Origin of the sequence: Lysinibacillus sp. FSL W8-0992, assembly GCF_038008685.1 — a bacterium.
Lineage (GTDB): Bacteria > Bacillota > Bacilli > Bacillales_A > Planococcaceae > Lysinibacillus.
Genome location: NZ_JBBOZQ010000001.1, coordinates 2,806,150 through 2,822,883, shown reverse-complemented (window position 1 = coordinate 2,822,883; position 16,734 = coordinate 2,806,150). Strand labels below are relative to the sequence as shown.

The 16,734-nt window shown below is 35.6% G+C and carries 20 protein-coding genes and 1 riboswitch; of the genes, 6 read left to right on the top strand and 14 right to left on the bottom strand.

Features of this window, described 5'->3' with window-relative positions; translation table 11 throughout:
* Nucleotides 1-9: 9 nt before the first annotated feature.
* The 6 genes from NSQ74_RS14070 to NSQ74_RS14045 all read right to left on the bottom strand — a co-directional run bounded on the left by NSQ74_RS14070 (nucleotide 10) and on the right by NSQ74_RS14045 (nucleotide 5,101).
* Nucleotides 10-987, bottom strand: coding sequence for a helix-turn-helix transcriptional regulator (locus NSQ74_RS14070; RefSeq protein ID WP_340824116.1), 978 nt, complete (start codon nucleotides 985-987; stop codon nucleotides 10-12).
* A 221-nt stretch (nucleotides 988-1,208) separates the two neighbouring features.
* Nucleotides 1,209-1,526 carry a YbjQ family protein gene (locus NSQ74_RS14065; protein ID WP_340824115.1) on the bottom strand — a complete coding sequence of 106 codons (318 nt, stop codon included), beginning with the start codon at nucleotides 1,524-1,526 and terminating at the stop codon, nucleotides 1,209-1,211.
* A gap of 12 nt (nucleotides 1,527-1,538) precedes the next feature.
* Nucleotides 1,539-2,018 carry a nucleoside 2-deoxyribosyltransferase gene (locus NSQ74_RS14060; RefSeq protein WP_340824114.1) on the bottom strand — a complete coding sequence of 160 codons (480 nt, stop codon included), beginning with the start codon at nucleotides 2,016-2,018 and terminating at the stop codon, nucleotides 1,539-1,541.
* A 10-nt stretch (nucleotides 2,019-2,028) separates the two neighbouring features.
* The gene (locus NSQ74_RS14055) at nucleotides 2,029-2,463 is read right to left on the bottom strand and encodes a GNAT family N-acetyltransferase (RefSeq protein WP_340824113.1); all 435 of its coding nucleotides are present in this window, start codon (nucleotides 2,461-2,463) and stop codon (nucleotides 2,029-2,031) included.
* 73 nt (nucleotides 2,464-2,536) lie between these two features.
* Nucleotides 2,537-3,085, bottom strand: a complete 549-nt coding sequence (locus NSQ74_RS14050) for a hypothetical protein (protein ID WP_340824111.1) — start codon at nucleotides 3,083-3,085, stop codon at nucleotides 2,537-2,539.
* A gap of 1,035 nt (nucleotides 3,086-4,120) precedes the next feature.
* Complete coding sequence (locus NSQ74_RS14045) at nucleotides 4,121-5,101, bottom strand: ABC transporter substrate-binding protein (RefSeq protein ID WP_340824110.1); 981 nt, start codon at nucleotides 5,099-5,101, stop codon at nucleotides 4,121-4,123.
* Between the two features lie 113 nt (nucleotides 5,102-5,214).
* On the opposite strand from NSQ74_RS14045, the gene NSQ74_RS14040 reads away from it, so the two are divergent.
* The 5 genes from NSQ74_RS14040 to NSQ74_RS14020 all read left to right on the top strand — a co-directional run bounded on the left by NSQ74_RS14040 (nucleotide 5,215) and on the right by NSQ74_RS14020 (nucleotide 9,276).
* Nucleotides 5,215-6,246: a FecCD family ABC transporter permease gene (locus NSQ74_RS14040; RefSeq protein ID WP_340824108.1), complete on the top strand. Its 1,032-nt coding sequence runs from the start codon at nucleotides 5,215-5,217 to the stop codon at nucleotides 6,244-6,246.
* Nucleotides 6,246-7,274: a FecCD family ABC transporter permease gene (locus NSQ74_RS14035; protein ID WP_340824107.1), complete on the top strand. Its 1,029-nt coding sequence runs from the start codon at nucleotides 6,246-6,248 to the stop codon at nucleotides 7,272-7,274. Before NSQ74_RS14040 ends, NSQ74_RS14035 begins: the two co-directional genes overlap by 1 nt.
* A 218-nt stretch (nucleotides 7,275-7,492) precedes the next feature.
* Nucleotides 7,493-8,140 (top strand): cupin domain-containing protein, encoded by a 648-nt coding sequence (locus NSQ74_RS14030; protein ID WP_340824106.1) that lies wholly within the window; start codon nucleotides 7,493-7,495, stop codon nucleotides 8,138-8,140.
* Between the two features lie 171 nt (nucleotides 8,141-8,311).
* The gene (locus NSQ74_RS14025) at nucleotides 8,312-8,602 is read left to right on the top strand and encodes a hypothetical protein (protein WP_340824105.1); all 291 of its coding nucleotides are present in this window, start codon (nucleotides 8,312-8,314) and stop codon (nucleotides 8,600-8,602) included.
* Nucleotides 8,603-8,790: 188 nt separating this feature from the next.
* On the top strand, nucleotides 8,791-9,276 hold the full coding sequence (locus NSQ74_RS14020; protein ID WP_340824104.1) for a DUF3231 family protein: 486 nt from the start codon (nucleotides 8,791-8,793) through the stop codon (nucleotides 9,274-9,276).
* Between the two features lie 57 nt (nucleotides 9,277-9,333).
* On the opposite strand, the gene NSQ74_RS14015 is transcribed toward NSQ74_RS14020, so the two are convergent.
* Nucleotides 9,334-9,627: a hypothetical protein gene (locus tag NSQ74_RS14015; RefSeq protein ID WP_340824102.1), complete on the bottom strand. Its 294-nt coding sequence runs from the start codon at nucleotides 9,625-9,627 to the stop codon at nucleotides 9,334-9,336.
* A 79-nt stretch (nucleotides 9,628-9,706) separates the two neighbouring features.
* Nucleotides 9,707-10,897, bottom strand: a complete 1,191-nt coding sequence (locus NSQ74_RS14010; RefSeq protein ID WP_340824101.1) for an MFS transporter — start codon at nucleotides 10,895-10,897, stop codon at nucleotides 9,707-9,709.
* Between the two features lie 61 nt (nucleotides 10,898-10,958).
* A riboswitch (purine riboswitch) is annotated at nucleotides 10,959-11,058 on the bottom strand.
* 181 nt (nucleotides 11,059-11,239) lie between these two features.
* Between NSQ74_RS14010 and NSQ74_RS14005 the strand changes: the two genes are divergently transcribed.
* Nucleotides 11,240-11,440, top strand: coding sequence for a hypothetical protein (locus tag NSQ74_RS14005; RefSeq protein ID WP_340824099.1), 201 nt, complete (start codon nucleotides 11,240-11,242; stop codon nucleotides 11,438-11,440).
* Nucleotides 11,441-11,502: 62 nt separating this feature from the next.
* Here NSQ74_RS14005 and lepB read toward each other — a convergent pair whose 3' ends face one another.
* The 6 genes from lepB to dacB all read right to left on the bottom strand — a co-directional run bounded on the left by lepB (nucleotide 11,503) and on the right by dacB (nucleotide 16,629).
* Complete coding sequence (lepB, locus tag NSQ74_RS14000; RefSeq protein WP_340824097.1) at nucleotides 11,503-12,060, bottom strand: signal peptidase I; 558 nt, start codon at nucleotides 12,058-12,060, stop codon at nucleotides 11,503-11,505.
* A 156-nt stretch (nucleotides 12,061-12,216) separates the two neighbouring features.
* Nucleotides 12,217-12,312 carry a transcriptional regulator gene (locus NSQ74_RS13995; protein WP_172771884.1) on the bottom strand — a complete coding sequence of 32 codons (96 nt, stop codon included), beginning with the start codon at nucleotides 12,310-12,312 and terminating at the stop codon, nucleotides 12,217-12,219.
* A 355-nt stretch (nucleotides 12,313-12,667) separates the two neighbouring features.
* Entirely contained in the window at nucleotides 12,668-13,600 is a 933-nt protein-coding gene (locus NSQ74_RS13990; protein ID WP_340824096.1) for an LCP family glycopolymer transferase, read from the bottom strand.
* A gap of 282 nt (nucleotides 13,601-13,882) precedes the next feature.
* Complete coding sequence (locus tag NSQ74_RS13985) at nucleotides 13,883-14,317, bottom strand: MarR family winged helix-turn-helix transcriptional regulator (protein WP_340824094.1); 435 nt, start codon at nucleotides 14,315-14,317, stop codon at nucleotides 13,883-13,885.
* 29 nt (nucleotides 14,318-14,346) lie between these two features.
* Nucleotides 14,347-15,102, bottom strand: coding sequence for an SDR family NAD(P)-dependent oxidoreductase (locus NSQ74_RS13980; RefSeq protein ID WP_340824093.1), 756 nt, complete (start codon nucleotides 15,100-15,102; stop codon nucleotides 14,347-14,349).
* A gap of 90 nt (nucleotides 15,103-15,192) precedes the next feature.
* Nucleotides 15,193-16,629, bottom strand: coding sequence for a D-alanyl-D-alanine carboxypeptidase/D-alanyl-D-alanine endopeptidase (gene dacB, locus NSQ74_RS13975; protein ID WP_340824092.1), 1,437 nt, complete (start codon nucleotides 16,627-16,629; stop codon nucleotides 15,193-15,195).
* Between the last annotated feature and the right edge of the window lie 105 nt (nucleotides 16,630-16,734).

Genomic DNA, 16,734 nt, shown 5'->3' with positions numbered 1-16,734 from the left:
TTTTCATGCTTACATGTAAAGATAATTTTGTTGCATGGATTGGATTGTTTCAATCATTTCCTCTCTTAGCTCAAGTGGCTCTAACACTTCAATATTTTCACCTTGACTAAGCAGCCACATTTTAATACCACGCCCAAAAACTTCCGCTTCAAATAAGCATTCCCCAGCTTTATTTGACAAAATTTTGGCTGTTGGCAAACGATCTAAAACTGCTTGCGGTGAGCGCCCTTTAAACATAAATTTAATATGCATTAGCTCACCTGCATCCATAAATTGAATGCGTTTGCGAAATTCTCCTTCCTGAAAGCGCTCTGAGTAAGGGATTTGAAATTTCTTATCTAACTCCAGAAAATGTTGGATGCGGTCGATGCGATAGACAATCGGTAAATCCTTCTCATGTTTACTATCATAAGCAATAAGATAAAAATAGTATTCTGAGAAAATAACACCGAGAGGTTTTAATATTTTTTGTGAAGGGATTGATTCACTTTCACGTAAATAATCAATTTTAATTATTTTTTTCTTCTGAATAGCCTCTGAAATTACCCAAATTAAATGTAAAAGAGATTTTTTATGATTTAAATCAACGTATAAATGCTTTTCATTTAATATGATATTATGAATAAACTCTTGTTTATCCGCTGCAACAATTGAAATTAGCTTATCGATGATGTCGCTCATTTCTGATTTTAAAAGTGCTCTTGATTCGATTAGAATTTTAACAATCGCCAGCACTTGTTCTTTCGATAAAACATTTTCTCCTGTTTTCGTCAGCTTATACAGTTTTTCTGTTCGCACATATTTTAAATGACAATCTAATTTAGCTTTTTCAATATACACTCTTATTTGATCTAAATCCCGTTGTATGGTTTTTTCACCAACCTGATGTGTAAATGCTTCTTGCTTTTTGCTTATGCCTTGGCCATCCATCAATCTATCAAACATCGAAATGACACGATAGCCTTTATTTTGTTGTGAATCCACCATATATCCCACTCTTTCTACATAGTTACCCTCTTATTATACAAAACGAGATGGACATTATTAGTCCTTTTAACTACGAATTTTCTATATATTTGGGATAATTAGTTCATTAATAATTTTACTATTACATACACTTCACAGACAGACAGACCACGTATTTGTTATTATTATCAATATTTAAAACTAAAAGGACTTCAATCTTAGACTGAAGTCCTCTGTTAAAGTCATTTTTTTAATTTTACTGCAGTACCATAGGCTAAAACCTCGGAGGTGCCATCCATTACGGATGATGTCGAATATCTAATTGCCACTATCGCATCCGCACCTAGGCGTTTAGCTTCTTCTTCCATAGCATTTGTAGCAATTTCTCTTGAGCGAACAAGCATTTCTGCATACTCTTTCATTTCGCCACCAACAATATTACGAAGCCCCGCCATCATATCGCGTCCAATATTTCTTGATTGAACTGAATTGCCCTTGACTAAACCTAATGTTTCTTCAATTACTTTTCCAGCAACAACATCCGTTGTTGTTAAAAGCATTTGCAATCCTCCTTATTGTTGGAATTCCTGAACCGCTAATACAGCATCGTTAATAGAGGAAGTAATGACACCGTTGCGTTTTATTAAACCGATGACAAATAAATTACGGTAGACGAATTGATTTTCAATCCCATCACGAATAAGCGCTTCTATTTTCATCATATTTTCACGCCCTTGCTGACGGACATCTGTAAATACCCCAACGATTGGACGGTTGAGCATAGCAAATGCTCCTATTTCAGCTGCAACACCAGAGTCAATTTCGACGCCATCTAATACGGCGACTAATACATCGCTCTTTTGTAACATAGCTAAATCAGCCTCTGCAATTGCCAAACTATCCGCATACGCTGTCTTATCATTTATTGCATCATTCTCCTGTGGTACATATAATTCAATATCCGGTATCGCTTGTCGAATTGCCGATGCTAATCGTTCATTGACTAAACGATCCCCTAAAGAAAATAACCCGTTTGCTAAATATGCCTTCATTATAAACTCCTCAATTCAATAATTTTTCAAATACTATTTTATGTCGTCCTTTTTCATCTACAAAGGTTGAAATAATGTCAAAACCATGTTTTATATTTGTGATGAGCATTGCTTTCCGCTCGTTTCTACCGTATGTACGAACTTTATTAAAGCCAAGCTCTTGCACTTTTTCATGTTGATATCTCATCAACTGACTTGCAATTCCTTGACCTCGCATCTTTTCGTCGACGCCCCCTAGCCAGCTATAAAAAACGCCATCAGGATGTGTATAACCTAGTTTAAATCCGACCAATTCTTCTTTTTCAACTGCAAATAAACAAAGAAGTTCTTTCTTGTCTTCAAGTTTTTCAAGCTTAAGGTGTGCACCATCAAATACATGTGCATGAATTGCTTGTAACTGATGTAGCCAAACATATGGTACACCCTCAACTATAACAATTTGCACTTTTATCACCTCATCTCGTAGTCTAATAAATTATTATATCAGAAAAACGTCAATCACGTCAGATGAGAAAAATTTATCCATACAACATTGCTGGTTGACGAACATCTTGTAAATAATCTGCTAGTTTTCCAGCAAAGATTTCCTCTAAATATGGCAACTGTGCAATACAATCTGGTGTCATCAACGCTGGATTTTGATAAATCTTTAGTCCACCTATTTTTAAAAGTGTAGCTACAAACTGTGAGCAGAAATACGCACGTTCTCTGCGCACTTCTTTTTGCATCATCACACCAAATAGCCCGATAAAATTGTATTTATAACGATCTCGATTGCAATACATATAACGCACAATTCTAATCATTTCTAAGTACTGATAGGACGATACTCGACAGCGATAAATGACACAATCAGCACACTCAAAAAGTCCAGATTCAGCATTTTCTCGTAAAAACCCACCACTTAAAGGATTATTTAGCTGTCTTCGCCCAAAGCTATACATATCAAAGAGTCCATCATCAAAGGCGATCGATGCATGATTCATCTCTTTTCCAGTGTACATACCTATCGCCTTCGATAGTAAAGTACCTGTTTTAGTTAATACTATGTAAATGGTATGTGCCATATCCTCACCTACTTCAATAATGTTCTATTAATACCAATACGTTTTAATTCTTCAAATGGTTTCGTTATTTCCTTTTTTTTATATTATAGAAAATAAATCTTAATTTTTACCTTAGCTGAAACTTAAGAATTTCTTAAGTTTTTTTATTTTTTATGAGTCAATAGAAACTACTAGATATGATTCTATCAATGTTTATAAGCTCGTAGTTTTCCACTACCTTTATTTATATGTCTATACTTGTATTCTTATGTGGGATACAACCGGAGTTCAAAAAATTTTTATTTGAGGAACGAACGTGAAAATATTTACAGACCAGCTCTAGATATGAACAATCTTGTCAATTATATTATATTTTTTCCAAAAAGTACTAATTTAAATTTACATCACAATAAAATATGTCATCGTAGTAATTGTTATCGCAATAAACTTGGTTTTATGGTTAATTTTAAACTCTCAAGTAAATTCTGAAGATGAAAGCGAGGTGATAATCTATACATATCTATATCTTGTTTGGTTTCGCGGAATTATGTTCTCATTTCGCGGAATCGTGCTCTCTTTCCGCGGAATTCCGTTCTCACTTCGCGGAATTGTGCTCTCCTTCCGCGGAATTATGTTCTCATTTCGCGGAATCGTGCTCTCCTTCCGCGGAATTCCGTTCTCACTTCGCGGAATTGTTCTCTCCTTCCGCGGGATTCCGTTCTCACTTCGCGGAATTATACTCTCCTTCCGCGGAATTCCGTTCTCATTTCGCGGAATCGTGCTCTCCTTCCGCGGGATTCCGTCCTCACTTCACGGAATTATACTCTCCTTCCGCGGAATTCCGTTCTCACTTCGCGGAATTGTACTCTCCTTCCGCGGGATTCCCTCCTCACTTCGCGGAATTGTTCTCTCCTTCCGCGGGATTCTCCCTCACTTCGCGGAATTGTTCTCTCCTTCCGCGGGAATCCCCCTCACTTCGCGGAATTGTTCTCTCCTTCCGCGGGAATCCCCCTCACTTCGCGAATCCCCACTCCTTTCGCGGAATCACATTCAAATTTATTTTGTTAAAGCATTGACAATATCATCAACGATTTTCGTATTGGCAATTGCGCCTGTATATAACCAACTAGAATCTTTTGGCAGACTATGTACATTACCAGCTTGGACTGCTGGGATCGTACCCCATAATTTTTCACTTAATGCTTTGACACTTGCATCATCACCGCTATCGATAATAAACAGATGATCTGCATCTAATGTAACAAGCTTTTCAAGTGATATTTCGTTCCAGTTGGCTGTCGCGTTTGCTGAGATTTCTTGTACAACAGATGGCACAGCTAAGCCAAGATCATTGTACATCACATCTCCGCTCGAAAGATTTTGTGAAACGATGAAAAACTTCCCGCCTACAACCCAGATGGCTGCGGCTGAGATATTACCAACCTTTTGCTGAATTTGTTGTTTTGCTTCTTTCACCTTGGCATTATAGTCATCTAACACTTGTTGTGCTTTATCTTTTTGTTCAAACACTTCACCAACACGTAGAAGTTCATCACGCCAGTCATTTTTAACTTCTGCTCCAATGACATAAGTTGGTGCAATTTTGCTATATTGCACATATTTATCACCTTCCACCATAGCGGCAGAGTCCATAATAATCAAATCTGGTGAAAAGCTTTGTACTGCTTCAAACGGTAAATCAAATGGTATTGTTGGAACATCTTTCAAAGTATCTTGTAAGTAATCTTGAACGCTTGCACCATCTCGAACACTCCATTGCGCAACTGGTGTTATTCCAAGCGCGATAAGATGATCCTCTAAGTAAGAAGCTATGACCCGCTTAGGGTGAACCGGAACTTCTACTTTATTGCCTATCGCATCTGTTAGTGTTCGAGTTTCGATAACATGGTCTATTTTATGCTCCGATTTTGTATCATCTTGTGAAGCAGTAATTGTCTCGTTATTGCCACATCCCATTAGCATAAATGCTAAGACACTAGCACATGTTAATCCCCATTTCTTCGTTTTTAAAATCATGTTAATGCCTCCTAACTACGATTATGTTATAATTTAATTGATATTGAAAATCATTCTCATTTAAAAAATAAAATAAAAAATTTATTATGTCAATGCTAGGAGCTTTTACATGGATGAAGAGAAAATCATTAGCTTTCTTTAGACATCATTACCGTGTAACTTATAATATTCTCACTCTATTGCTATTCAGTTGTTTAATTTGTTTAGTAGTTATCATTTCGATTCGATTTGGCGCCAACGAACTAACTTATAAAACAATATGGAATAGCTTTTTACATTATGATGAAACTAATAATGAACATGTTATTTTACATGAGTTGCGTATCCCACGTGCAGTTGCTGGACTTCTCGTTGGTAGTGCCCTCGCTGTTTCAGGAGCAATTATGCAAGGTGTTACGCGTAATGCCCTTGCCTCCCCTTCCATATTAGGGGTTACTTCAGGTGCAGGTTTTATGTTATCTATTGCATACACGCTGTTTCAAACACCTAGTTTCCCTATGCTTATACTTTTTTCATTTATTGGTGCAGGTGCTGGAGCCGCACTAGTATTTACGTTAACTGCGGTTGCAAAAGGTGGCATTACACCTGTAAAACTAGCATTAGCTGGCGCTGCCATTTCTGCTTTTCTAAGTGCACTATCTACAGCAATTGGTCTGAAGTACGATATTGCTAAAGATTTAAGCTATTGGTATGCAGGTAGTCTTTCTTCTATTCAGCCAATACATATAAAGGTCGCTATTCCATTTGTCATCATTGGCTTACTGCTGGCAATGATATTAGCAAAATCAATTTCTGTTATGAGTTTAGGTGAAGAAGTAGCAACAGGGCTTGGTCAACGAACAACAGTTATACGTGTGCTTTGTACAGTTACTGTGCTTTTATTAACAGGTGCAGCCGTTTCCATTGCAGGTATTATCGGTTTTGTTGGTTTAGTTGTGCCACATATCGTTCGTGCAATCGTGGGGGTTGATTATCGTTGGATACTACCTATTTCAGCCATTATAGGTGGCTGCTTATTGTTAATTGCGGATATTGTAGCTCGCATCATCATGAGTCCTTTTGAATCTCCAGTAGGTGCTGTTACTGCAATTATCGGTGTGCCCTTTTTCTTATATTTAGCTCGTAAAGATGGAAGAGGTTTATAATGCATAATTTAATACGTAAACATACACATCGTTTTTCTATTTACATCGTGATTTGTTTGCTACTGCTATTTGTAGTGGCATTCATTAGTGTAAATACAGGGTATATGAAAATTTCAATTTTAAGTTTTCTTCAAACATTGCTAGGGAACGGTTCCCCAGATAATACTTTAACAATCTTTAGCTTCCGCTTCCCCCGTATTTGCATGGCCATCCTTGTTGGGTTTGGTGTTGCTGTGTCAGGTGTCATCCTACAAAGTATTTCAAAAAACCCGCTAGCAGACCCAGGCATTCTAGGCATTAACGCCGGTGCAGGGTTTGCTATTGTGTTGTATACATTCTTTATTCAAGGATTGTTATTTTCTAGCTCATGGATGTCTGTCTTTTTTATGCCCATAATCGCCTTAATTGGTGCACTCTTTGCAGCATCCATCATTTATTTTTTTGCTTATAAAAGAGGACAGGTGTCACCGTCGCGCATGCTCTTAGTTGGAGTTGGCATTAATGCTGCGTTTAGTGCAGGCATCACCATTTTCCAACTTCGCATGGAACCTATCGATTTTACTAGAACTCTCGTCTGGCTATCGGGATCTATTTGGGGCAGTACTTGGACATTTGTGCTCGCGTTACTTCCTTGGATAGTAGCGTTAATCTCCTTTGCTTGTTATAAAGCACGCGTACTGGATATTTTAGCATTGAATGAGATGACCGCTATTGGAGTCGGTATTAACGTAACAAAAGAACGTAAAAGACTTCTAGTATTGGCCGTGCTTCTAGCAGGCGCCTGTGTTGCTGTTGGGGGTGGACTTACATTTTTAGGGTTAATTGCACCTCATATAGCAAAAAAATTAGTAGGCAGTTTGCATTATCGGGTGATTCCATTTAGTGCATTAATTGGTGCTTTGCTTTTGTTAATGGCTGATACTATTAGCCGAATCATTATTGCTCCTGCGGAATTACCCGTTGGCATCGTGTTAGCCATATTAGGTGCACCTTACTTTATCTATTTACTATTAAAAACAAGAGGCTAGTTTCATCATACTCCCTACCACTATCATAGAACTATTCGTTTCGTTACAACGAGTTAACAGAAACGGAGGCTGGATTGACCTCTGCTAACAGATAACGTAAAACCTCTCACAAATAAAAGGGAGAGGTTTTCGTTTATTTAACTAACTCCATTAGGCAATCGTTTAATGCACAAATATCATTTGTCATAAACTGTGATATTGATGAACATGAGAAATATATGAAGGAAGGATGTATTGATTTGCCCAATGATTACACATCTCCATCCACACAGTTTACGTTTGATGTAAATACAAGTCCACTTTTTAGAAAGGATAATCAGAACTACATAAACATTCTTGGTATTGCTCAATTAAATAGTCTAGAAAATGTTTCTCTCCTTGATATTTTTTTAAGTGCGAATAACGTTGTAGAGCCACATTATCATCAAAATGCAGCAGAGCTTGTTTATTGTATTTCTGGGGCTGCTACCGTTTCCATTTTAAATCCTTTCACTAAACAAATTCAAAACTACCCAATAAAACCAGGACAGGTAGCAAACATTCCACAAGGATGGTGGCATTATATCGTCGCGAGTGCAGATAACACGCACATATTAGCAATTTTTGATGCACCTACACCAGAAGTTATTTTAGGTTCGGATATTTTGAAATTTACGCCTTCGAATATAATGGCACACACTTATTGCTTAGATGAAAACTTATGGAAGCAAACAATCGCCCCTGTTGTTCCTTCAACTTATATCGGACCTGCAAATAATTGCAATCAACCTTCCATTACCTCACCAACTTCAATGCAAACACATCCACAATACAACTTTAATCCTTACCATTATCCATACATGTATCAAAATGGTTCCTATTATTAATAAAGTTAGGCTGTATAAGGAAACACCTTTGCGTGTTTCCTTTATTGATTGTTTAAAATTGAATAAAGCTCACTTTGTAAACACCTCAACTACAAGTGCATAAAATTTTTAAGTCTGGGAAATCTAACTATTATTCAGCATTACTTTAATTCGTAAAAGAGGTGTATAAAAATGGACTTTCCAATTATTCATACAAATTTTTGGGATGCTGTAATTGCCGTTCCAGTTGTTATGATTATTACACAATTATTGAAAATATTTTTTCCTATTCAGCCTAAATATGTCCCAGCAATCGCGCTAGTTTTAGGTTTAATTATTTCTATTTTTATTAGCCATAAACATAATTTTTTAGCTGGTGTATTTATGGGCTTTTTTTATGGATACGCAGCCATCGGAAATTATGCTTCCTTAAAGACAACTATTAAGAGCTTTAAAAATAAGAAAAAGAAGGGTGCTCAATAAGGTAAGCTCCTGAGACTTCTGTCAAACAGAGGAACTGCTGGAGCTTCCCCAATGTCAAGACATACATAACTCCACTGCTAAGTCGAATCTATAATTGTATTATTTACAAAAATATGTATAAAAAAATCTTTTGTTTCCCATCCTAATCTCACATTCAACAACTATAAAATGAGTTAGGACGTGCAACAATGAAAATGTCAAAACGAAATATAGATTCTTTACGCTTTAAGGAAGTTTTTACAATTTGGAAACAACTTGGCGTAAACAATGGCTATATTGCAACGAACCATTTCTTTTTCAACTATGCAGTTAACAGAGACTTAAAAGTCATTATTTTGGAATTTATTCAATGTTTAAAAGAGGAAAATAAACAGCTTGAGAAGTTATTAAAAGAAAATGGTGTTCTGGCGCCGCCATTATCAATTGACCAAGGAAATTTACAAATTGCTAAAATGCGTGGAAAGGCAGCTATAAATGATTCTGAAATTAGTGCTATCCTATCCATGAATATTGCATCTTCCTTAATTTCAGTCAGTCAAGCAATGGACATGTCTTTCGAAAGTAGTCTTACGACAAAATATAGTGTTTTTCATATGAAATATGCCATTCTAGGTGCCAAGTTAATTGAGCTTAGTAATAAGAAAGGTTGGCTACTTTCTCCTTCCTCAATATAAAGCCCATAGCTTCTAGTCGTCTCGCTTCAATACGAGACGACCTAAAAGGCTATCTTTTTATTCACTTAGTTCTTTTTCCCTGTTTGTAACTAATAAATAATCGAGTGCACTCATTCTAGTTAGCTTATGTGTAAATTTAATTGCATCTGCCTGTGTGTCAAACATAAAGTTTTCGAGTTCGTCTGTTGGTATATATTGATCAGCGATTTTTCGTTTCAGTTTTCGTACAGATAAAATGTGTGAATCTTCTTCGTATAAAATGATTGCACCAACGTTTCGATAAAGCGTATGATCAACCGTTGCGACAACTTTCACATTCAATCCTTCAAATTCCGTTAAATCTACCTGCATTTATTTACCAGCCTCCCTCTCTACTCTTACATTCTCGCTTCAACAATCATAGTCCTTCTTTTTTTAGTAATTTAAGCTTTCATTGATGAACCCTTTGGATACTTCCATCTAATTGATTGCTGTCTGAAAGTGGCGCTCTCTTAATAGAAAAAATTGCACAACCTAACGCACATAAAACTAAAATTGCACCGAAACTTGATAAATGCATTACAGAGCCTGTAAGAGTAAACAACGCTCCCCCCACTGCTGATCCTATTGAAATACCAATTTGTAAGGCGGCAGTATTTAAGCTTTGTTGAATATCAGATGTTTCGGGATCTGTTTGAATCAAATAGTTTTGTAATGGTGGTGTAAGTGACCAGCTAAGCGCTCCCCATAAAACAGTTACGATTAAAAATAACGGGAAGGCTACGATTGTATACGGTATTACAAATAATACGATAGCAAAAGTTGCAATGATTAGTACGATTGATTTGCCAGTACCAATTTTATCACTTAACCAACCACCAAACGCATTACCGCTTACAGAAGCAAGACCGAATACTAAGTAACAAATACTCACCCAGGAAGAGTTTAAGTTAAATGCCTCTACTAAAAACGGCGTGAAGTAAGCATAAAGCATATAATGACCAGCAAGCATAAATAATGTTGTTAAATGCGCACTTGCAATTTTTAAATTAGCTAATGACTTAATTTGTGTTTTTAATGGGACAACCTCAACAACTGGCATTTTTTCCAGGAGCATAAAAATTAGAATCATAGATATGCTAGAAAGTAATGCAATCCCTAAAAAAACAGCACGCCAACCAAAAGCCTCAGTAATAAAAATACCCATCGGTACACCAATTACTAGTGCTGAACTTACACCTACAAAAATAAGCCCTAATGCTTTAGCACGATGTCTTGGTTCTACTATCTTTGTTGTAATTGTAAGAGACAAAACAATAACTAGAGCCGTACTCATTGCTGTTATGATTCTTGCAATCATGACAATGACAAAGGTAGGACTAAAATAGGTCATGACATTACCTAATGTAAATAAAAGTAATGAAATAAGGTATAGTTTCTTCCGCTCTACTTTAGCTGTTAACGATAAAAGGACAGGGGCAGAAATTGCATATACTAGAGCAAATATCGTAATTAATTGTCCAGCCGTTGCTACAGATACGTTCAAATCTTTAGCAATGTATGGCAATATACCTCCAACAATTAGCTCTACCAATCCAACTGCAAAAGTCGTAGCTGCCAGTATAAAAACTCTCCAATTCATTTAATCACCCTTCTGTTGTACTTCCATCTTATAGTGGGCAACAATAAAAAAATCCTGACTACAAAATGAAAGAAATTTTTGTAGTCAGGATTTTATGGTTCCTGGTAGAGACCCTCAATCCATATTATTGAGGTTATACAGATCATTATTTTACTTTAGCTATAGTAGCATATTGATTTTTACGTTACAACATTTTTCTTCTTTTCAGATTGCCCAACACACATTTATTGCATTGAATGAGTTTTGATTTTAGTTATTATATATTTTTTTGAATTTTTGCTTATATTTTTTGTCTGTCGACCATAAATAATAATAGTACACATATAGTTATGGGGTGATTGTTTGCGTATATTTGGTTTAGTATGCTATTTTTTAATGCTATTTTATGGCGCAGAATTAGTAGTAGAAGAGCTCACAATCGATCAACCATCTCCTAGATTGGACATAAAGCAAAACCCAATAAAAGAAACTGTTGAAAATTCAACAGTTTGCGTCTATTATCCTACTTATAAAATTTGTAAAGATTTGACAGAAAATAATTAAAAAATAAAGAGGCATACTCATAAAATTGGAGCTGCCTCTCTCTATTTTCATTAGTTATTTATCTATTCGCGGCCAACGTGAAAGTGCTTAAATGGATAAACAGTTATTTTAGCTTCACCATAAATAGCATCTTTACCAATTAATCCGTAATGGCGACTATCATAGCTTTTTAGACGGTTATCTCCCATTACGAAATACTTACCTTCTGGCACTTTTTTCTCATTTGTTAAACCTTCTAGTGTGAAATTCTCTGTAATACGTAATTGACTCGGATCATCTGTTTGACGATTTACATAATCTTCTTTATACGCCTTACCATTTACATACAATACATCATCTATCATTTCTACTATGTCCCCTGGAAGTCCTATAACACGTTTAATATATAATTCATCCTCAGTAGGTGATTGAAAGACAATTTGGTCAAAGCGTTCAATTTTACTCGTTTTACTTACAATAATTATGTCCTTATCCTCATATGTCGGATACATAGAAGCACCTTGTACTTTTATCGGTGCAAATAAAAATTGTTTACAGCCTAAAACGACAATTGCTGTAATAACAATAATTTTAATGTAGGATAGAATTTCTTTTTTCATATTCGTTTTTTCTGCTTGCATACTCATACCCCGATACTTTTTTTTATAGTATAGCATTTTCTATTGTATATTGACGAATAATAACACAAATTGTTTCCAAGACATGAAAAAAAGACATAGGCTCAATAGCTTCTGTCTAGGAAATTGCTTTTGTTTTTCACTTTTAGAATGGTCTCTTTATGAAGCAGAGTGATGTTGCTCGTTAAATAAATCTACTGCTAAAACAATACCTACCGGCAACGCGATGGCTAATAAAATTGTTCCAATCATCATCACAATCACTCCCTCAACCATTTCTTAACTCTATTATACACTTAATTTTCTGATATTTCAAACGAAATAAAAAATTGAATTGCATTCATAACTAAAAAAATCATTCAACTAGGCATGCATCCTACCTGAATGATTTTTTTAGCATTACATAAAGATTTTAAAACAAAATAGTTGTAACTGTTTCACCATGAATTTGACTGGACTTTTTCGTACTTTACGTTTAGGTACATAGCTTTGCATGCAATTATTTAATGCTGTATACCTAAGCACCTGGGTCCTCCCATTCATTCATCTCTCTCCCTTCGTCGACATATAATTTACAACTATTGTAGCCAATTTGTTACTTTACAAGCTCTTATTCCAAGTGCGTTTTTAACTCTGTTTTTATTTGTTGTAGCTCTGTTTCATCCGGAATATAGTACCAAATATGATTAATCATTTGACCCTCTCCTGCCTCAAATGATAACTGATCAATATTATTATCCATTTTTTTATAAATACTTTGTAGCTGGATTAAATCTTTCACCGTAAAATTCATACGGACATTGTCTCCGACAACATCAAGCATATCAGTTGCCTTCAACAACATTGAAGGTGTTGAAGCTTTTTTCATAACCGCTTCAATAATTTGTCTTTGACGAATTTGACGGCCAAAATCACCCCGTGGATCTTCATAGCGTATACGTGAAAAAATAAGAGCTTCATCACCATTTAATGTAATTTCACCCTCAGGATAATGATACGAATCATAGGTTAAATCCATATCATTTTGAATAGTTACACCACCAAGTGTATCAATTATTTGTAGGAATCCCTCCATATTTATAAATACGTAATAATCGAGCGGGATATCTAATAAATTTTCAACCGTATCCATTGCCATTGGTACGCCTCCAAATGCATAAGCATGGTTAATCTTATCCACTGTGTCATGCCCAATGATGTCTGTCCGTGTATCTCTTGGAATACTTAACATTTTCATCGTTTGCTTTTCAGGATTTACTGTAATAACAATCATTGTGTCTGAACGACCACTATCGTCCTTTCGTTCATCAACACCTAGCATCAGCACAGAAAAAGGCTCTTTTTTCGTAATTGTTTTTTGCGTTTTGTCGGAAGTATCTGTAGTTTCTACAAGTGGTGTATTTATTTTATTCATCGTCTTTTGGATAGTATAATAAGCAGTACCTATAAAAATTAGAAAAATTGCTAATAGGCTCCCTATTATCCACAGCCAAATCTTCTTTTTGCTCTTTTTTTCTTTAGAGCGTTTCATGTTTTTTTCCATACTTATGTCCTCTCTAGCTTTATAAAAAATTTGCCCATCTATTTGACGTATTAGGTTGGAAAAAAGTTTATATAGTCTACCTATATGCATATTGCACAAAAAAAAGACGTACACTAGTATTTACTAAATATACATCTTTATATTCATTAGTACCTAAAATTAGCACTACTGTTTGAAAGAAGCATGGGCTATATGCCGATTCTACAGAAAAAGACAAAATATCTTGGGAAGTAAATCCTCAAGATATTTTGTCTACAGTTTGAGCCACTTCTTAAAGAAGCGCTATTCAGCTCTGTCGTGAATTCCTTGCACTAACTTTTCTTGAATAGACAAATATTGTGCAATTTCTTCGTCATTCAATACTTCAAAAAGTTGAATAAATACTTCCTTCCCTACCTCTTGCGCTTTGATTAAAGCACCTACACCTTCTTCGGTAATCTGCAAACGAATTGTCCGTCTATCGGCATCATCGTAAAGTCTTTCTGCTAAGCCCAGTTTCACTAATTTTTCAGCAATACTTGTCATAGCACCTTTCGTATACCCAATCGTTTCCGCTAATTCTGCTTGTCTTTGAGGACCTTTTATTTTCAGTTCACTTAAAACTAAAATTGGTGAAATACCTAACGGATACGGAAACGCTTTCGTAAAGCGTATAATATTCGCATTATTCATCTGATCAATCATATGAATGAGTTTAAAAATACTTGTCTGTGCCAAAAAAAATCCTCCTCGAACATCCGAGAATATTAGTGAAGCATAATAGAGCCACCGTCAACCATAAGCGTTTGGCCTGTGATATATTGTGAGTCCTCTGATGCTAAAAATACTGCTACGCGGCCGATGTCTTCTTCAACATCACCAAAGCGTCCCATAGGAATTTTACTTTTAACAGCTTCGTAATATTCTGGTTGTGCTTTTGCCCATGCTTGTACACCTGGTGAATTCGCAATAGGGCTAATTAAGTTTACATTAATACCGAAACGTCCCCATTCATTTGCCGCTACACGAGAAATACCGCGGATTGCTTCTTTTGCAGCCGCATAGGCACCTTGTGTTTCATGTCCAGCAAGACCCGCGCCAGAAGCAAAATTAATAACATTCCCTTTTGACTCTTTTAAATGCGGTAATGCTGCTTGCATTAAATAAAATGTTGGGTAGAAACCAGTATCAAATGATAAATCTAAATCAGCTTGTGTTGTGTCTTCAATAGTTGCTTGTTTAGAAGCATGTGCATTATTAACTAATACATCTAGTTTACCGTATTTTTCAACAACTGTATCGATAATTTTATGCAAATTAGCACGATCCATTAAATTTGCTTGTAAAAACATTGATTTTGGAGAAATTTGTTGCAATTCTTTTTCCATTGCTTTTCCTGTTTCTTCATTTAAATCAACAATTGCTACAATAGCTCCTTCTTTTACCATTGCTTTTGCCATACCACTACCGATACCACCTGCACCGCCAGTAATAATTACGACTTTGTCTTGTAATTTACCCATGGATAAACATCTCCTTTTCTTAAATCCATTCAATAGTTTATCACTAAATTATTTTTAATTAAACTAGTTTGCTCAACTTTTTGAAACCCTTTACATTTCATTTGCAATTTGTTTTACTATTTCATCAATAGTGGTAATAACTGCACCTTTATTGGCTTGTGTTAAAATACTAAAAATATACCATTTACCACTTTTTCCTTGAACATAGCCACTTAACGCATAGGTTCCCGTTATATAGCCTGTTTTAGCTGAAACACTATAACCTTTCAAGCGATTTTCTAATGTAGCACCAACCAACTTTCCTTTTCGGCCTGCATGTGGTAAGGCGTCTAAATAGGAGAAGTACCAGGACTTATTACGAACTTTATATAATAATAAGCTTTCCTGCATACTACTTACACGGTTCTGATGATTTAAGCCAGAGCCATCTTCAAAGTACCATTGATCCATATTCAGTCCAGTATCTATTCCATATGTACGAATTGCCTGTATACCTGCCGACCAACTTCCTTCTCCAAGAAGTTCTCTCCCTATTTGCTTCGTCAACATTTCTCCCATACCGTTAATGCTTAGTTTTAAAAATCGAAAATTGATATCTTTTAATTGTATTGAATTGGATATTCCTATTCGTTGAGCATTATTTGGAACTTTTCCTATGTCAAGAGGCATTTGCTGAATACCTTTTGCTATTAATTTTTCTCGTAATACATCCAGCGTATACAATGTTGGATTATAAACGGTCACATATGTATTTTTCTCTGTACCAGCAGGTAAATTGCCTGTTACAACAATACGATCTGTTCCATATTCTCTCGTAATATTGATCGTCGATTTCCCACCTTTTTTTATTATCTTAGTTTTGTTAACAATTGGTATTGTGCTTGCATGTGGGAAAAGTTGAACACTTGCAGCTTGGCCAATTTTGGTGCCAGTCACTTTAACTTGGACATTACCGACATCGTACTGATCATTTGGAGAAAGAGTCAGAGCCGAAATACGAGATGCATAAGATAATGCCTCCTCCTCAGGAACAATACCTTTTGCTAAACGGTCATCATCAAACCACGTATCATCCGCAATTAATTTTCCTGTAATTTTTGTGATGCCTAATTTTTTTATTCCATTAGCGAATGATTCTAAATGGACAGGTAGCAGTGTAGGATCTCCACCACCTTGTAAATAAATATTTCCTTGTAATACACCATTTTCAACGGGTCCATCGATATACGCCTTCGTTGTAAAGCGATAATCAGGACCAAGTAAATCTAATGCTGCAGCACTAACAAGTAATTTATGTGTTGAAGCAGGACGGATCATTTTATCGCCATTATTACTGTAAATGACGTCCCCTCTTTCCATTTCTCGTACAGTAATACTATACTCATTATTTTTCCAGTTTTTCGTGATGATTGTATTGATTTTAGTCGTCATTGTTTGCTCAGATGCCCAAGCTTGTTCGACATTTATTAATGGAAAACTACTGAACAACATGAATAACATCGTATAAATAATAATTTTCTTTTTCATAGACCCTCCTGTTAGAAAAATATTCACGTATTTACCCTTTATTTTAAGTAAAATTATTTATTTTTTCAATTCCGCATTAATTCCGAATTCTTCAAAGAGGACAGT